This window comes from Lactobacillus huangpiensis, from assembly GCF_019972815.1.
GTDB classification, from domain to species: Bacteria; Bacillota; Bacilli; order Lactobacillales; family Lactobacillaceae; genus Lactobacillus; species Lactobacillus huangpiensis.
Window position 1 is genome coordinate 85,219 of the sequence record NZ_BPPA01000006.1, and the last position, 14,884, is coordinate 100,102.

At 35.2% G+C, this 14,884-nt stretch carries 16 protein-coding genes and 1 tRNA gene; 4 read left to right on the forward strand and 13 right to left on the reverse strand.

What is annotated here, in order from left to right:
- Window positions 1-38: 38 nt before the first annotated feature.
- Window positions 39-995, reverse strand: a complete 957-nt coding sequence (locus LDM90_RS05895; protein ID WP_034977340.1) for an alpha/beta hydrolase — start codon at window positions 993-995, stop codon at window positions 39-41.
- Window positions 996-1,066: 71 nt separating this feature from the next.
- Here LDM90_RS05895 and LDM90_RS05900 point away from each other — a divergent pair, with 71 nt between their 5' ends.
- On the forward strand, window positions 1,067-1,351 hold the full coding sequence (locus LDM90_RS05900; protein ID WP_034977337.1) for a hypothetical protein: 285 nt from the start codon (window positions 1,067-1,069) through the stop codon (window positions 1,349-1,351).
- 28 nt (window positions 1,352-1,379) lie between these two features.
- Here the strand turns inward: LDM90_RS05900 and LDM90_RS05905 are convergent, their stop codons facing one another.
- The 6 genes from LDM90_RS05905 to map all read right to left on the reverse strand — a co-directional run bounded on the left by LDM90_RS05905 (window position 1,380) and on the right by map (window position 7,762).
- Entirely contained in the window at window positions 1,380-2,543 is a 1,164-nt protein-coding gene (locus LDM90_RS05905) for a hydroxymethylglutaryl-CoA synthase (RefSeq protein ID WP_223896857.1), read from the reverse strand.
- Complete coding sequence (locus tag LDM90_RS05910) at window positions 2,527-3,753, reverse strand: hydroxymethylglutaryl-CoA reductase, degradative (RefSeq protein ID WP_223896856.1); 1,227 nt, start codon at window positions 3,751-3,753, stop codon at window positions 2,527-2,529. Before LDM90_RS05910 ends, LDM90_RS05905 begins: the two co-directional genes overlap by 17 nt.
- Window positions 3,754-4,902, reverse strand: coding sequence for a thiolase family protein (locus tag LDM90_RS05915; RefSeq protein ID WP_223896855.1), 1,149 nt, complete (start codon window positions 4,900-4,902; stop codon window positions 3,754-3,756).
- A gap of 156 nt (window positions 4,903-5,058) precedes the next feature.
- Window positions 5,059-5,946, reverse strand: a complete 888-nt coding sequence (galU, locus tag LDM90_RS05920; RefSeq protein WP_045927754.1) for a UTP--glucose-1-phosphate uridylyltransferase GalU — start codon at window positions 5,944-5,946, stop codon at window positions 5,059-5,061.
- Window positions 5,947-6,011: 65 nt separating this feature from the next.
- Window positions 6,012-6,929, reverse strand: a complete 918-nt coding sequence (locus LDM90_RS05925) for a YihY/virulence factor BrkB family protein (protein ID WP_223896854.1) — start codon at window positions 6,927-6,929, stop codon at window positions 6,012-6,014.
- 5 nt (window positions 6,930-6,934) lie between these two features.
- Window positions 6,935-7,762 carry a type I methionyl aminopeptidase gene (gene map, locus LDM90_RS05930; protein WP_223896853.1) on the reverse strand — a complete coding sequence of 276 codons (828 nt, stop codon included), beginning with the start codon at window positions 7,760-7,762 and terminating at the stop codon, window positions 6,935-6,937.
- A gap of 136 nt (window positions 7,763-7,898) precedes the next feature.
- On the opposite strand from map, the gene LDM90_RS05935 reads away from it, so the two are divergent.
- Both LDM90_RS05935 and LDM90_RS05940 read left to right on the forward strand, forming a co-directional pair.
- Window positions 7,899-8,345, forward strand: coding sequence for a flavodoxin (locus tag LDM90_RS05935; protein WP_034977320.1), 447 nt, complete (start codon window positions 7,899-7,901; stop codon window positions 8,343-8,345).
- On the forward strand, window positions 8,338-8,871 hold the full coding sequence (locus LDM90_RS05940) for a GtrA family protein (protein ID WP_034977316.1): 534 nt from the start codon (window positions 8,338-8,340) through the stop codon (window positions 8,869-8,871). Before LDM90_RS05935 ends, LDM90_RS05940 begins: the two co-directional genes overlap by 8 nt.
- A 52-nt stretch (window positions 8,872-8,923) precedes the next feature.
- Here the strand turns inward: LDM90_RS05940 and wecB are convergent, their stop codons facing one another.
- On the reverse strand, window positions 8,924-10,066 hold the full coding sequence (gene wecB, locus LDM90_RS05945) for a non-hydrolyzing UDP-N-acetylglucosamine 2-epimerase (RefSeq protein ID WP_223896852.1): 1,143 nt from the start codon (window positions 10,064-10,066) through the stop codon (window positions 8,924-8,926).
- Between the two features lie 418 nt (window positions 10,067-10,484).
- Here wecB and LDM90_RS05950 point away from each other — a divergent pair, with 418 nt between their 5' ends.
- Complete coding sequence (locus LDM90_RS05950; protein ID WP_223896851.1) at window positions 10,485-10,721, forward strand: DUF2188 domain-containing protein; 237 nt, start codon at window positions 10,485-10,487, stop codon at window positions 10,719-10,721.
- Window positions 10,722-10,890: 169 nt separating this feature from the next.
- Here the strand turns inward: LDM90_RS05950 and LDM90_RS05955 are convergent, their stop codons facing one another.
- The 5 genes from LDM90_RS05955 to LDM90_RS05975 all read right to left on the reverse strand — a co-directional run bounded on the left by LDM90_RS05955 (window position 10,891) and on the right by LDM90_RS05975 (window position 14,867).
- Window positions 10,891-11,331 (reverse strand): hypothetical protein, encoded by a 441-nt coding sequence (locus tag LDM90_RS05955; protein WP_223896850.1) that lies wholly within the window; start codon window positions 11,329-11,331, stop codon window positions 10,891-10,893.
- A gap of 145 nt (window positions 11,332-11,476) precedes the next feature.
- A tRNA-Arg gene (locus tag LDM90_RS05960) sits at window positions 11,477-11,549 on the reverse strand.
- 53 nt (window positions 11,550-11,602) lie between these two features.
- Entirely contained in the window at window positions 11,603-12,931 is a 1,329-nt protein-coding gene (locus LDM90_RS05965; protein WP_223896849.1) for a PTS sugar transporter subunit IIC, read from the reverse strand.
- A 2-nt stretch (window positions 12,932-12,933) separates the two neighbouring features.
- Window positions 12,934-14,163, reverse strand: a complete 1,230-nt coding sequence (locus tag LDM90_RS05970; RefSeq protein ID WP_223896906.1) for a DEAD/DEAH box helicase — start codon at window positions 14,161-14,163, stop codon at window positions 12,934-12,936.
- Window positions 14,160-14,867: a GH25 family lysozyme gene (locus LDM90_RS05975; protein ID WP_223896848.1), complete on the reverse strand. Its 708-nt coding sequence runs from the start codon at window positions 14,865-14,867 to the stop codon at window positions 14,160-14,162. Before LDM90_RS05975 ends, LDM90_RS05970 begins: the two co-directional genes overlap by 4 nt.
- Window positions 14,868-14,884: the final 17 nt, after the last annotated feature.

A 14,884-nucleotide genomic window follows, 5' to 3' on the forward strand; every position in this document is an offset into this window, starting at 1 on the left:
GCAGATAGATGTAAGCGCTAGCAAATAAAATGCATAGTTTACTTCACATATTTAGCTAAAAATGTCGCAACACGTCTTTTATATTCCTTTGGATGCTTTGAAAATGACTTGGCATGTTTAGCTCCGGGAGCTACCCATATTTCCTTTGGTCCTCTGGTAGCATTATAATTAGGATAGACCATTTTAGTTGGTACAAAATTATCACGGCTGCCATGAATAAACAGCATTGGTCTATGATTTTTATGTAACTGTTTAACACTAGAGGCATTACCCATGAAATAGCCAACTTTTATCTTATTAATGCCGCTTAGAATTTCAACTAGTGGAAAACGAGGAAAAGCAGGCATATTGTACAAGACTCCTGCTTCATGCTCAATTTCATCCTTGACGCTGGTATAGCCACAGTCTTCTACAAACGCTTTAACTTGATGAGGAAGTTTAAGCCCACTTGTCATCATGGCAGTTGCCGCACCCATACTTAAGCCATAAATTACTACCTGTTGGTTCTGACCATATTTTTGCAATAAATACGAGACCCATTTTTTTACGTCATCTTTTTCCGGCCAACCATACCCAATGTATTTTCCTTCGCTCTTTCCCTGAGCTCTCGGATCTGGAGTTAAAGTATTATAGCCTAATTGATGAAACAAGGCATCATATTCTCCCATATCTTCTTTCGTGTCCATATATCCAGGTAAAACAATAGCTGTCTTGTTGGAAGTTTTGTAAGGAATAAAATTTGCGTCTAATTTGAATTTTTCATCAGCTGATTCAATATACCACTTTTGTTTAGCAGTTTTTTTAAACCAAATTTTTTCACGGTAAAGAGGATCTGACTTCTTGATTACTTTACTTGAAGAACTTAAAAAACTTTTTTTACCTGGTACACATGCCACTTTAAAGAAATAGTAACCTGCTCCTGTAAATAATACACATACTAGTAAGATAATAATAATTGATGAAAGCCATAGCTTTTTATGTTTTAATTTTTTCAATTAGTTCAGCCACCCTCACTAAAATAATATCTTATAGTATAACATTTTAAATTTGTATAGGAATATTAAAAATGAGATTAACAGATTTATTACAATTAACCAATGATCTAAGCAACCAAACTAACTTGTATTTAACTATCGGTCAAAAAACTATTCCTTTGGCAAAAGTAAAAATTTCAAGCAGTGAATGCTTGCTTTTTCCAGGAAAAAAGTCACTTACAAAAGAAAAATTGATTAACTTGGTTAAAAATATTCACGGTCGCAGTATTCCGATATTTATTTATAATCAAAAAGAGAGAATTGCTGTTTATGGTATTCAAATTTTACCTGATCAAAATGGAGTTAGGCTAACCTAAAAAGGCTGCCGTTTGGCAGCCTTTTTATCTATTTTTGGAAATATTGACGAATGCGGTTTTTGGTTCCGGCAAAATACCAGTTGCCGTTTTCCTCATCACTTTGAAGCTCTAAGTTATCTTGTGGAAATTCTAAAGCCTGATTAAAAATTTGTTCATATTCAGGAATAGTTAATTTCTGACGGCGATTAATCATTGTTTGATCTGCACTTGCATGTAGATTCTTTTCATAACCCTCAATAATTTGTCCTGAATAAAACTCACCCATTGCCCCTGAACCATAAGAAAATAAACCAATTTTTGCATTTGCCGGCAATTTAGTATTTTCCAGTAAACTCAAAAGGCTTAAATATAAAGAAGCAGTGTAAATATTACCGACTTCCTTGCCATAACTAGCAGCAGCAGTAAAATTCTCTGTCAGTCGTTTTTTTGCCTTTTCATCCAGATCAGTAATTGCCCATTCATTTGCTTTAAAGCCCATTTTTACAAAAGGCAAATGATAAAGTAATGCTGTGAAATCACTAGTTTTTATTCCAGTTTGTCTAAGATAATCCTTGAATGTGCGTTTAAAAAAGTCTAAATACACATTTTTAGAATATTTACCATCAACTACGGCAACTGCTGAATCATTAGGACGCCAGAAGTCATTAATATCCTCACTGTGTGAGCTGTGTCCATTATTGATAGCCAAAATTTGGGGATCAGCCTTTATCAACATGCTAATGCTGCCAGCTCCTTGTGTCACTTCACCCCCCGTGTTAACTCCATAACGAGCAATATCAGAGCCAATTACAATTGCACTATGATGTGGATGAACGCGGACGTAATCCCGAGCGATCATGATGCCTGCAGTCATGCCAAAGCAAGCTTCTTTTACTTCAAAAGTTCTGACATTTGCCGGTAATTCCAAAGCCGATTTGATGAAAAGCGAAGCTGATTTAGACTGGTCAACACTGCTTTCTGTTCCAACGATTAATAAACCGACTTTTTTACGTTCAATTTGATCTAAATATCTAAGCGTTGCATTAATTCCCATTGATACTGCATCTTGAGTCTGATCAGCAACACTCATTCTAATTTGACCAATACCAATCAAAAATTTATTAGGATCTTCATTTCGAGCTTTTGCCAAATCCACCATATCAACGTATTTGTTTGGTGTATAAAAACCAATTTGATCAATTCCGACTTGCATTATTTTCCTCTCTGATTTCTTTTAAAAATTCCTTAGCTGCAGATTGACTGTATTTTTTGCTATTTATGATTTTTTGGAATACAACTTTTTTCTCGGCAGCAGTAGCATCTAAAACTGCAACAATATTTCTGGCCTGCAGTTTCATGTGTCCTGCTTGTATTCCCCTGGTAGAAATTGCCAGTAATGCTGCTAAATTATTGGCTAAACCAATGGCAGCAATAATATTAGCCAATTGTTCTGCAGTAATTTTCTCCCCTAAAATACGATAGTTTTGCTTAACATCTTTTCTGGTATTAATTGAGCCGCCAACAGTTCCAATTGGCAAGGGAATGCTAAGCTTTCCGATAAGATTTTCATTTTCAAGCTGCCATTTGCTGAGACTGGTGTAGGTATCCTTTTTACTTGCAAAAACACCACAAGCTGCCTCTACTGCGCGAGTATCGTTTCCAGTTGCCAGTAAGACAGAATCAACTCCGTTCATGATTCCTTTGTTATTGGTAACGGCTCTCATTGGGTCGTCCTGACCAATTTGACTCAATAAAGCAATTTTTCTGGCAATTTCTGTTCCACCTATTAAATCAACAGGAATTGCAGCCTTGACTGTTGTGATTTGGCTAGGATAATTTGACAAAATGGCAAATAATTTTTGTTTAATGCCAGCAAAATCCTCTAACTCATCTGCCATAAATTCTAAAATTGAATTTACTTTATTTGCACCCATAGCCTCTGCAGGATCAACTAATACTTTTATATAAAGCAAATCATTTATTTGCTTAAGTTCTATTTTACGGACTCCACCGCCATGACTTACAAGACTGGCAAAATCAGTATTTGTCTCTTTAATAAGGGTTGGCAATACTTCTTGCAAGTTGGAGACTTCAAAATTTTCAGCCACCTGCATTACAATTTGGCCCCAAATACCGTCTCGTTGACTACTTGCGGTAAAGCCACCAGCTTTTGCAACAATACCAGCGCCATTATTAGCCGCTGCAACTACCGAGGCCTCTTCGGTCACCATTGGCACTTGGTAATTTTGACCATTAACCAATAGGTTTTGTGATAAACCAACAGGTAAACGTAATTGACCAATTACATTTTCACTTAATAAATCCAAGTCATGCAAAACCTGAGAATCAACTTGATCCAGTTTAATTCCTTGTTTTTGCAGCATTTCTCGTCTTTTTTCTGGTGCTAACTTATAAAACTTCATTTAAAATTTCTCTATTTCATATGCAATTGCTTGTCCGCCACCAATACAAAGAGTTACCAAAGCCTTATGACCATTGATATGATTCATAATATTGACAGCTGTTCCTACTAAACGAGTTCCGGTAGCAGCAAGAGGATGACCTAGTGCAATGGCTCCACCAAAAATGTTTAGTTTAGCGGGTGGAATTCGGAGTTTTCGAGCTAAGACAACGCTAGGGGCAGCGAAAGCTTCATTAACTTCGATTGCATCATAATCATTAATGGTATTGTTTGTTTTTTGTAATAATTTTTCTACTGCAAAATATGGCGCTACACCCATGTATGCCGGATCAGTACCAGATTCAGCAAACGATCCCAACCGCGCCAGAGGTTGCAGTTTGAGTTCCTTTACTTTTTCTGCGCTTGCCAAAATAATCATACTGGCACCATCACTTAAGGGCGAAGAATTGCCAGCTGTAACTAAACCATTTTTCTTAAAAACAGGTTTTAACTTGCTTAGTGCTTCTAAATTAGTATCAGCTCGAATTGTTTCGTCCTGCTGGATCATTTTACCGTTTACTTCTACGCCAATTATTTCATCTTGAAAAAAGTTTTGCTGAACAATTTCAACTGCTTTACGATGAGAAGCTAAACTATATTCATCCATTTCTGTACGCGTAACTCCATATTTTTCTGCTACGTTTTCAGCCGTTAATCCCATATGCTCATGAGAAAAAGCATCAATGAGACCATTTTGCAACATTTCGCTTTGAAACTGTGGTTTTTCTTTGTCCTCTGTTAAATAAACAGCATTAGACATACTTTCAGCACCTCCAACAGCTACCAAGTCAAAGTCGCCCAGTTCCATCTGTCCTTGAGCCAGTCTGAGAGCTTTTAAACTTGAACCACAGACTTCATTAATTGTAACGCTGCTACTTTTGGGACTCATACCCGTTTTCAGAGCAATTTGCCGAGCCATATTTTGTCCTAAACCAGCACCCAAAACATTACCCATAAATAAGGCGTCCAGTTTTTCAGCAGGCAGATTAATGCTTTTTAGTGTTCCTCTTAAGGCTAACTCTCCTAAATCTATTGCATTTTTTTCAGCCCATAACCCATGATAGCGACCAAAAGGAGTTCTTTTAGCTGCAACAATATATATATCTTTCATTTAACCTATCCCTTAGCGAAAAGTTTCAAGTTGCATGATACAAAAATTTTCAACTCGAGGACAGTAATTAGTCAGACATTAAGAAAAATTTTACATAAAAAAAGAAACCATTAAATGATGGTTCCTTTAATTGCATAATTGATTAATTTGTTATTGTTAATTTTGTTCTTCTAATTTTTTTCCTAAATCAATAATATATTTACGTAATGCATCCTTCGTTTCCGGATGTTTTAAGCCATATTCTATCGATGTTTCCAAATAACTTTCTTTATTCCCAACATCATGACGAGTCCCCTTAAATACGTGCGCTAAAACCCGTTGAGTTTTATTCATGGTATCAATCGCATCAGTTAATTGAATCTCCCCGCCTTTATCTGGTTTCTGTTCAGCCAAAATTGGAAAAATTTCTGGAGTTAAAAGATACCGGCCAATAATGGCATAATCACTCGGAGCCTTGTCTACTTCTGGCTTTTCTACAAAAGATTTAACATTTATTAAGCCAGGCGCAATTTCACTATCTGGTTCAATTATGCCATATTTATAAACTTCTTTATGTGGTACCGGCATGACTGCAATTGTGGAAGCATTAGTTTCACTATAACGGTCAATCAATTGCTTTGTTAATGGTACTTTGTCCATCATCAAGTCGTCGCCAAGCATAACGACAAATGGTTCATCTCCAATAAAACTACGTCCACGGGCAATCGCATCCCCTAAACCTGCTGGATAGGGTTGACGAGTATAATAAATATTAATTCCCAAATGGGTAATTTCCTGCGACATTTTAAGCAGACCTGTCTTGCCTTTTTCCTGCAGATTTTGTTCAAGTTCAGGATTGGAGTCAAAGTGATCTTCAATCGAGCGCTTATTTTTTCCAGTGACAATCAAAATGTCTTCAATACCAGATTTTTTGGCTTCTTCAACAATAAATTGAATAGTCGGTTTGTCGACAATCGGCAACATTTCCTTAGGCATTGCTTTAGTTACCGGCATAAACCTAGTACCAAGGCCAGCAGCAGGAATAATTGCTTTTCTTACTTTCATATTTTTTACGCTTTCTTTAAAATCATAAAACTAATATACCAAAATAAAATTGAATGCGCTAATTTTTAATGACTGCGTTTTCTTTGAATATATTCAGCTAAACGACCCACTGAATAGTTTACTTCTCCGTAATTAAGCGTTACTATCGCAGCATTTACACATGTCCCCAGTAAAAAGAGGATTGAGGAAATATTCAACCACAACATGAAAATAATAAAAGTACCGATAATGCCATAGTTTTCCCAGCTAATACGAAAATGATGCAAATAGAAACTAAAAAGCCAGGAAAGAATAATCCAGCCGAATAATGTAGTAAAAACACCTGGCCAGATAACTTTTTTCTTTAATCTGATGTTGGGTAAAAAATAATTGACATAATACAGTGAGCCTATCATTGTGATAATAATTACTGGGTAACGATAACTAAAAATTTTTTCAATTTCGCCAACAGAAAAAGAGAAAATTGGGCGTAAAAATTCGAGTACCTGCTGACCAAAAATCAAAGTTAAATTAAGCAAGGCAAATACTATAATCATGAGGTTGGTCAACATAATAGTAATAGATCTTGTCCAAACAGTAACTTGCCATTTTTGCTTTAATTCTTGGGCACGAACACCATAAACCCGATTCATACCAATTCTAATAGCATTAACTAACGAAGAAACAGACCATAATGCCAATATAATACCGAATGAAATATAACCACTTGATTTGCTTTTTAATAATGAGTTAATTATCGGCATAATAAATTTAGCAATTTTATCTGGAAAAATCAGTTTTAAATAACTGGCAATCGGTTCAGTATTAATATTAAATAACGGCAAAATATTTCCGATAATAATAATTAACGGAAATATCGAAAACAAAACATAGTAAGCAACCGCAATTGCGCTTGTTAAAACTTCACCTTGAGTAAATTTCAAGGAAACAGTTTTATAAAATAAAAAAGAGCGTTTCCTGATTGCCTCAGCTTTTTTACCCATGCAATTTAGTCATCCATTTCGTCAAAATGTGGTAAGTATTTTTCGTAGCCATCATATGGCTTTTGTAGCGTTAAAATTTTAGGACCATCCTTAGTTATTGCAAAGGTATGTTCAAATTGTGCGGATTTTGAGCCATCCGGTGTAGCGTAAAAGACCCAATCATCTTTAGGATCCGCAACGCTTTTTTCAACAATGCGCCAATCACCACCGGCTTCAACCATTGGTTCACAAGTAATAGTCATTCCTTCACGCAGTCTTAATCCGCGTCCCGCTTTACCCCAATGTGGCACTTCTGGATCTTCATGAATACTTGGCTGGATACCATGACCGACTAATTCTTTAACGTCACCATAATGATGCTCATCTTCTACAAAATGCTGTATTGCGGCTCCGATGTCCCCAATGCGATTACCTAAAACTGCCTGATCAATTCCTAAGTACATGGCTTTTTTAGTTGTATCCATCAAATCCTGATCAGCTTGAGAAATTTTGCCTACTGGGTAAGTAGTACAAGAATCTGTTTCAAAGCCATTGAGATTGCAAGTCACATCAACTTTAACCAAATCGCCTTCTTTTAAAACAGTGTCTTTACGTGGAGTAGCGTGGGCGATCTGGTCATTAACAGAAATACATGTCCCATATTTGTAACCTTCAAAGCCCTGCTCTGACAACCTGCCACCACGACTTTTGACAAAATCTTGACAAAATTCTTCAATTGACCAAGTGGTAATTCCGGGCTTAATTACTTCCCTTAGACCTTCAAACATTGATGCTAATAACCTGCCTGAAGCTTGCATGCCCTTCAATTCTCTAATGGATTTAATTGTAATCAAATTTAAATTCTCCTCTATTAAATGATGTTTGATTACATTATAGCGTTTTTTAAAAGTTTACTAAAGAATTTCATTAATTACGCAAAATTAGGTATAATGTTTTGATGAATTAGTTTTTGTGAAAGGTATGAATTTAATGAAAGCTAGAATAGTCTATGCAAGTATGACTGGCAACGATGCAGATATAGCAGATATTCTGGAAGAAGATTTGCAAGATTTGGGCTTCGATGTGGAAACGAGCGAAGCTGAATTTACTGACGCCAGTGATTACTTATCAAGTGATTTGTGCATCTTTATTACTTATACCTATGGCGAAGGCACTATGACTGACGATATTGCAGATTTTTATGACCAACTAAATGACTTGGATTTAACTGGAAAATATTTTGCTGTGATGGGCAGTGGCGACATGATGTATGCTGATCATTTTTGTGAAAACGTCTTTGATTTTGAAAAAAAGTTTAAGCAAGTTGGAGCAAAAGAAGTGACTAAACCTGTTACAATTGAAAATGCACCAAACGATAACGATATAGATGCAATTGATAATGCAGCTAAGGAAATGGCTGATCAGTTAAATGGTTAAGAATAAGAAAATGGATTCACAAAAATTTGACTCAATGTCTGATCCTAAAATTCATCACTTAGCACAAAAAGTAGTCAAAAGACATCGTAACTTATTTGTTTACATGATCTTTGGTTTTATAGCGGCTCTAATCAACACCGTGGTTTTTATGGTTTTACATAAATGGTGGCATAGCATTGTTTTAGTATCAAATACTATTGCATTTATTGTGTCTAACCTGGCCTCCTTCGTATTTAACCAAAAGGCTGTTTTTATCAATAATGTTGATGAGGAACATTCAACTTGGCAAAAACTGATTATCTTTTTTACTTATAGAATTATTAGTCTTATTCCGGACAGTTTAATTATGTTGGTCGGATTGTCCTGGCTTCATTTAGATGCACTGTTAGTAAAAATTGTTGATCAAATTTTAGTGGGTATTTTTAATTACCTCACTACGAGATCTGTGTTCCAAGCCCAAGAAACCACCATGATTGCACGAGCAAAAGAGAAAATTAAATCACGTAAAGAAAAAAGTGATAAATAAAAGCCAAGAAAAAACTTTTTCTTGGCTTTTTGTATAATAAAATTTAGACAGCTTATTTAAAATCAACAGGTTTTTCACCCTTATTTTGAGCAAAATAATAGGCAATATCATCCATTATTCTTTCTGATGCATGACCATCACCATAAGGGTTCTTTGCATTGGCCATCTGGTCATAAACTTTTTTATTTTCAAGTAATTCCAACATTGCGTTTCTGACATTATCAACTTGTGTTCCCACTAATTTTAGTGTCCCAGCTTTAACACCTTCTGGTCTCTCTGTAGTATCCCTTAAAACCAGTACTGGCTTATTTAATGCAGGAGCTTCCTCTTGAACCCCACCAGAATCTGTCATAATAAAGTAACTTAATTTAACTAAGTTATGAAAATCAACCACGTCTAATGGGGCAATCAAATGGACACGCGGGTCGTTACCTAAAATTTCGTGAGCAACTTTTTGCACACTTGGCGATAAATGAACGGGATAAATAATTTCAACATCATCTTGATTGTCTACAACTTGTTTCATCACTTTAAAAACTCGTCTCATAGGTTCGCCCTGATTTTCCCGCCTGTGCATGGTCACAAGAATTATCTTGTTTCCATGCTTAATCTGATCTAAAACCTCATGGTGGTAATCAGCTTGAACAGTTTCTTCCAAGGCATCAATAGCTGTATTACCTGTGATAAAAATATTGTCAGAATTGTGGTTTTCTTTAATCAGATTTTGCTTACTTACCGCAGTTGGTGCAAAATAAAGATCAGTTAAATCATCTGTCATTTGCCTATTCATTTCTTCGGGAAAAGGTGAATACTTATTCCATGTTCGCAGTCCAGCCTCAACATGACCTAAAGGACATTTATTATAAAAGCTGGCTAAACCAGCAGCAAAACTGGTAGTTGTATCTCCATGGACCAAAACAATATCTGGTTTAACTTCTTTTAAGACTTTTGTCATGTCGATTAATACTTTAGCCGTGACACCCTCTAAACTTTGGTTCTTTTCCATAATATTAAAGTCATAATCTGGCTTGATTTTAAATATATCAAGAACCTGATCTAGCATTTCCCGGTGTTGTGCTGTAACCACCGTAATTTCTTCAAATCGATTATCTTTTTTTAATCTCTGTACCAACGGAGACATCTTTATAGCTTCCGGTCTGGTACCAAAAACAGTCATTACCCTAATAGTGTTCATAAAATCCTCCAATTACTCCAATAAATAATATATTAATAAATCAACTAACAAAACACAAGCAAATATTATGCAATATTATTCATTGAACTGAAAAGGGTGAAAAAATGAATTATAATTTTAAGTTATTATTAATTACTGGTTTACTAATTGTTGTTGCCACTTTTTGTTTTGTTTTTGTTTTTGACAAGACAAAGACAGTCAAATGTAGAAGAATACTGCTTGGAATATCATTAACTTTATTCATATTAATCATCTTTTTAATTATTCGGATTTTAAAATCGCCAATATACTAAACAATTTCGCTAGCAACTGCTTTAAATTAGCAAACACACAAATAAACACTTTATAAAAAGTGTTTATTCTTTCACATTATATATTAATTAGCTGTATAATTACTTTGAAAAGAGGTGAATAAATTATGGGTAAGGAAGAAGTCACAAAAAATGTTTGGGTTACTACTCACGGCGATAAATGGGCTGTTAAAATCGCTGGTAGTGACAAAATTTCTAAAACTTTTGACCGCAAAGCTGATGCCTTGGAATACGCAAAAAATCTAGCACAAAAAGAAAAGACAGAACTTATTAGTCAAAAAAGAAATGGGCGTATTAATTTGAAAAATTCATACGGTCATGATAGTCCTAAAACTCCCGGATAGTATATATTGATACATTATTATTAATACTATTTTCATATATTTATCTATTTCTGACATTTTAATTAATCTTTATTTCTCAAACTAAAATATAAACTTTATTTTATTCATATTTACATAAATAACAAATCTTTCAAATTCTGGTCTGATTATCTTCTTGGTAGTCAGACTTTTATTTGTCCGCAATTATTTTTACCCCTAATATATCTGAACTATCAATACTATCTTCTTTTTTGTTACCAACAAACGTGAAATTTGTCTTTGTTGTATTTTTGATTAAAACATTCATTACCACAAAGGTTTTAATTGCACCATCTTTAAGCTTAAATTCTACTTTTTGACCTTTTAGGACAAATTTTAATTCACAGAATGGCATTTGATGTATATCTAAAGAAAAATTGGCACTGCCTGGAATTGCATCAACTACTTGTGAGATAAAAACATCATCTTTTGGATCATCAGCCATAAAAATCATTTCAGGTTGGTCATCATCTTCGTCCTCAATTTCATTAACAAAGATTGTTCTTTTAGTACCATCTTTTAATTTAAAAGTTACATTACGAGCCCGAAAATTATCTAAAATTTCGGGTAAAGACATTTTGTGTGGATTCATTTTTAAAAATTCTAATTAAACTAAAAAAGCCAATCTTGTTTAAAACAGGACAGTTAAGCTGAAAATGATCCTGCTACAAAGGATTATCAACTGTTTTCTAATAAATTTAAAATCTGTAAAATTTGTATTTAAATTATACCTTATATGACCCCGGTGAGATTCGAACTCACCTCTACGGTTTAGGAGACCATTGTTCTATCCAGATAAACTACAGGGTCGCAATAAATTAACTTTACCAAATTTGAGTGATAAAAGCCAATTTTTTTAGTAACTAATATTGACGAGTAAAATATGGTTGTGGTGCATTAGAATCAGCGATTTTATCTGCCGCAAAAACGAAGGGGGTCCAAATAGCTAAAGCTATCAGCATGTTGACAATTGACAATACAATAGCACGCCAATCATAATTACAGGCTAAAAATGGCCCGATGATTGGTGGCACAACGGCAGGAACTGCTACTTGTACAGGATTAACTATATTCATCATGCTGACACCATATGAAAAAGCTACATTGACTAAAGGAGCAACAACAAACGGTATAAAATAAACTGGATTGAGAACTACAGGCAAGCCGAAAACAATTGGTTCATTGATATTAAAAATTCCCGGTGCAAGTGCAACTTTAGCAATTGTTCGGTAGTCACTCCGTTTGGAAAACAGCAGTATGGCCACAATCAGCATCAAAGTTCCCCCTGCTCCCCCAAACCAGGCAAATGCGTCAAATGATCCGCGAACCCAGATAAAAGGTGCTTCTCTTCCTGCACGGGCAGCTGTAACATTAACGTTCTGGGCAGTTAGCCAAATTGAATCTAAAATTGGAGCCCAGACACTTAAACCATTAAAACCAAAAAAGCTAAAAATTTGGACTAATAAGGTCACAAGCATTACCATACCGAATCCTTGACCTAATTTTACTAAAGGTGTTTGAATCGAATTGAGCAACCAGTTGCCAAAAAAAGTTCCCGTGATTGTCTGAAAGACAAAATTAATCATACCAACACAAAATATCGCAATAATTGCAGGAATAAGTGAATCAAATGCCATTTGCTCAGCATAAGGCAAATTGGCAGAAAGATGAAGCTTGATTCTCGCTCTAAAACAAAGTGCAAAGATAGCAACACCGATTGAACCAAATAAAATAGCAGTAAAAATGCCAGTAGTCGAAAATTGTGAAATATTAAAAACTTTATGAACAGGAACTACTTTGCCGTTAATTTTAAGTTTAGTTAAATTAGCAATGCTCATGGCCAAAGAAGATAAAGAAACAATTGCTCCAGCAACTGGATCAACTTCCATGCTTTTAGCTAAATGATAGCCCAAAGACATTGACAAAAAAAGGGCAAATAAAGCAAAGGTACCGCGCCAAACTACATTACACACTAGTGAGAGCGGCTGCATTGCCCAAGCAAAAGTATACCAGCCTAATTCAGTTTTGGCTGCAGCAATCAGGCTTTTGACCAAAACAGCAAGAGAACCTGCAATTGTAATAGGCATTACTGAGACAAATGCATCCCTTAATGCCACAAGCCAGTGAGTTTGCCCTATTTTGTTTGCTACAGGCAAAATATAGTCTTCAAGCCAAGCAACTAATCGACTCATTTTTACTCCTTTCTTTTCAAATAATGAGGATGATATCCCTTGTTTTTATTCTTGTGCTTTTTATGTTTTTTGTTTGATGTACTAGCCCTCTTTTCTTCAATTGCGATTTGTTTCTTACTTTCCTTTTTACATGGCAATTTAGTAGTTAAATGAAATCCTGCAAAATATACACGTTCGATTTTTACACTTTGTTCAAGCAGCTTCCTAAGATCGCGCAAATCATGATCATCACCCAGGGTAACCACAAATCCTTTAGCACCCATTCTACCAGTTCTTCCGGCACGATGCATGTATGTGTTAACTTCACTAGGAATGTCGTAGTTTACCACATATGTTACTCCTGCTAAGTCTAAACCACGCGCAGCCAAGTCTGTTGCTAGGAGCAATTTAATTTTGCCAACTTTAAAATTGTTAAGAGCCGCCTCTCTTCTCTGCTTGCCAAAGTCATTAGCTAAAATACCAAATTTAGTCTTAGTATGTGCTAGAATACCCGCAAAACGCATCATAGTTTGGTTTGAATCAAAAAACAGAATGCCTTTAAAACCATCAAGTCGCATCAGCCGCTGAATAAAATCAACTTTATGCGCATTGTCTATTTGCAAAAAATAATTTTTAACAGTTGATTTCTGTTCTGGTCGCACATCAATCGTGATAAATTTACGAGCAAAAATATCTTCTGCCTTTTTGGTTATATCTGATTCAGTAGCACCAAAAAGCAAGATCTGCGAATTAGCTGTCATATTTTGTCCTAAAGAACTTAATAATTCCATTTTATTAAATTCTAAAACGTCATCTGCCTCATCTATTATCAGAGTTCTTATCTGATTAACTTTTATGCGATTAGCGGAAAAGAAATCAAAAAATCTTCCGGGAGTGGCAACGACAATTTCAGGGCGTTTCTTTTTTAAATTATCTTCCTGACGTTTGCGATTTCCTGCTCCAACAAGTGTAATTCCAGTTAAAGCGAGAGCATGAATAAAAGGATTAATGGCATGACGAATTTGCACCGCTAATTCTGTTGTTGGTGCAATAATAATTAAACTATTGGGTTTGCCTTTTTCTACTTTTTCCAATGCAGGTAACGCATAAGCCAAGGTTTTTCCCGTTCCAGTTTTGGCAAGCGCGATACAACTTGCACCATTTAAAATTGGAGTTCGCGTTTCTTGCTGAATCAAAGTTGGTTCAGCCATTTTTAATTTTGTTAAAACTGCTTGAATTTCTTGTTTCATTATTGTGTTAATTGTCCGTATTTCTCCTTGTACTGGGTAACTGTACCATTGTATGTTAGCATAACTACCCCACTTTCTAAATTTCTTACAGACTTTACCCGTCCGTCATTGTTATAGCGCCAAAATGAATATTGCATTTTATTTGGGGCTTTTTTACCGCCAGTAATAAACTGTACACCATGGGGAAAATATTTTTTATATTTAACTGGGATATCTACCATGACGCGTTTATTTAATCCTTGAAGCATGCCAGAAAATTGAGCCATTTGTTTAATATATGTTAAATCATAGTTATCAATAGCTGGTTCTATCCAAATTGGTAAACTTCCCGTGTCTGTGCCCACCTTTTTCAGAAAATACTGATAGTGCTGCAATGGTGTTGATTCATTGCTGTAAGCAACGATGGTGCCAAAAGCAAGTTTAGTTCCTAATATTTGATCACGATAAGACAAATAATCATCGTCAAAGTACGAGCGCCCCTGTGTACTTCTCAAATAGACAAATGAAATGCCGTTAGACTGCAGTTCATGTAAATCAACATAACCATAATTCTGGTTTAGTTCAACGCCAATTGCACTTGAATTGCCATTTGGCGGTAAAGTAGTTTGCTTATGCATATTGGCTATACCAACGATAAGAAGCCCAATTGCAACAATTAGCAATATTAGAATCGCAGGTAAAGTAAACTTATGATGAAACCTTTTCATCTTTTTCTCCGTTTATT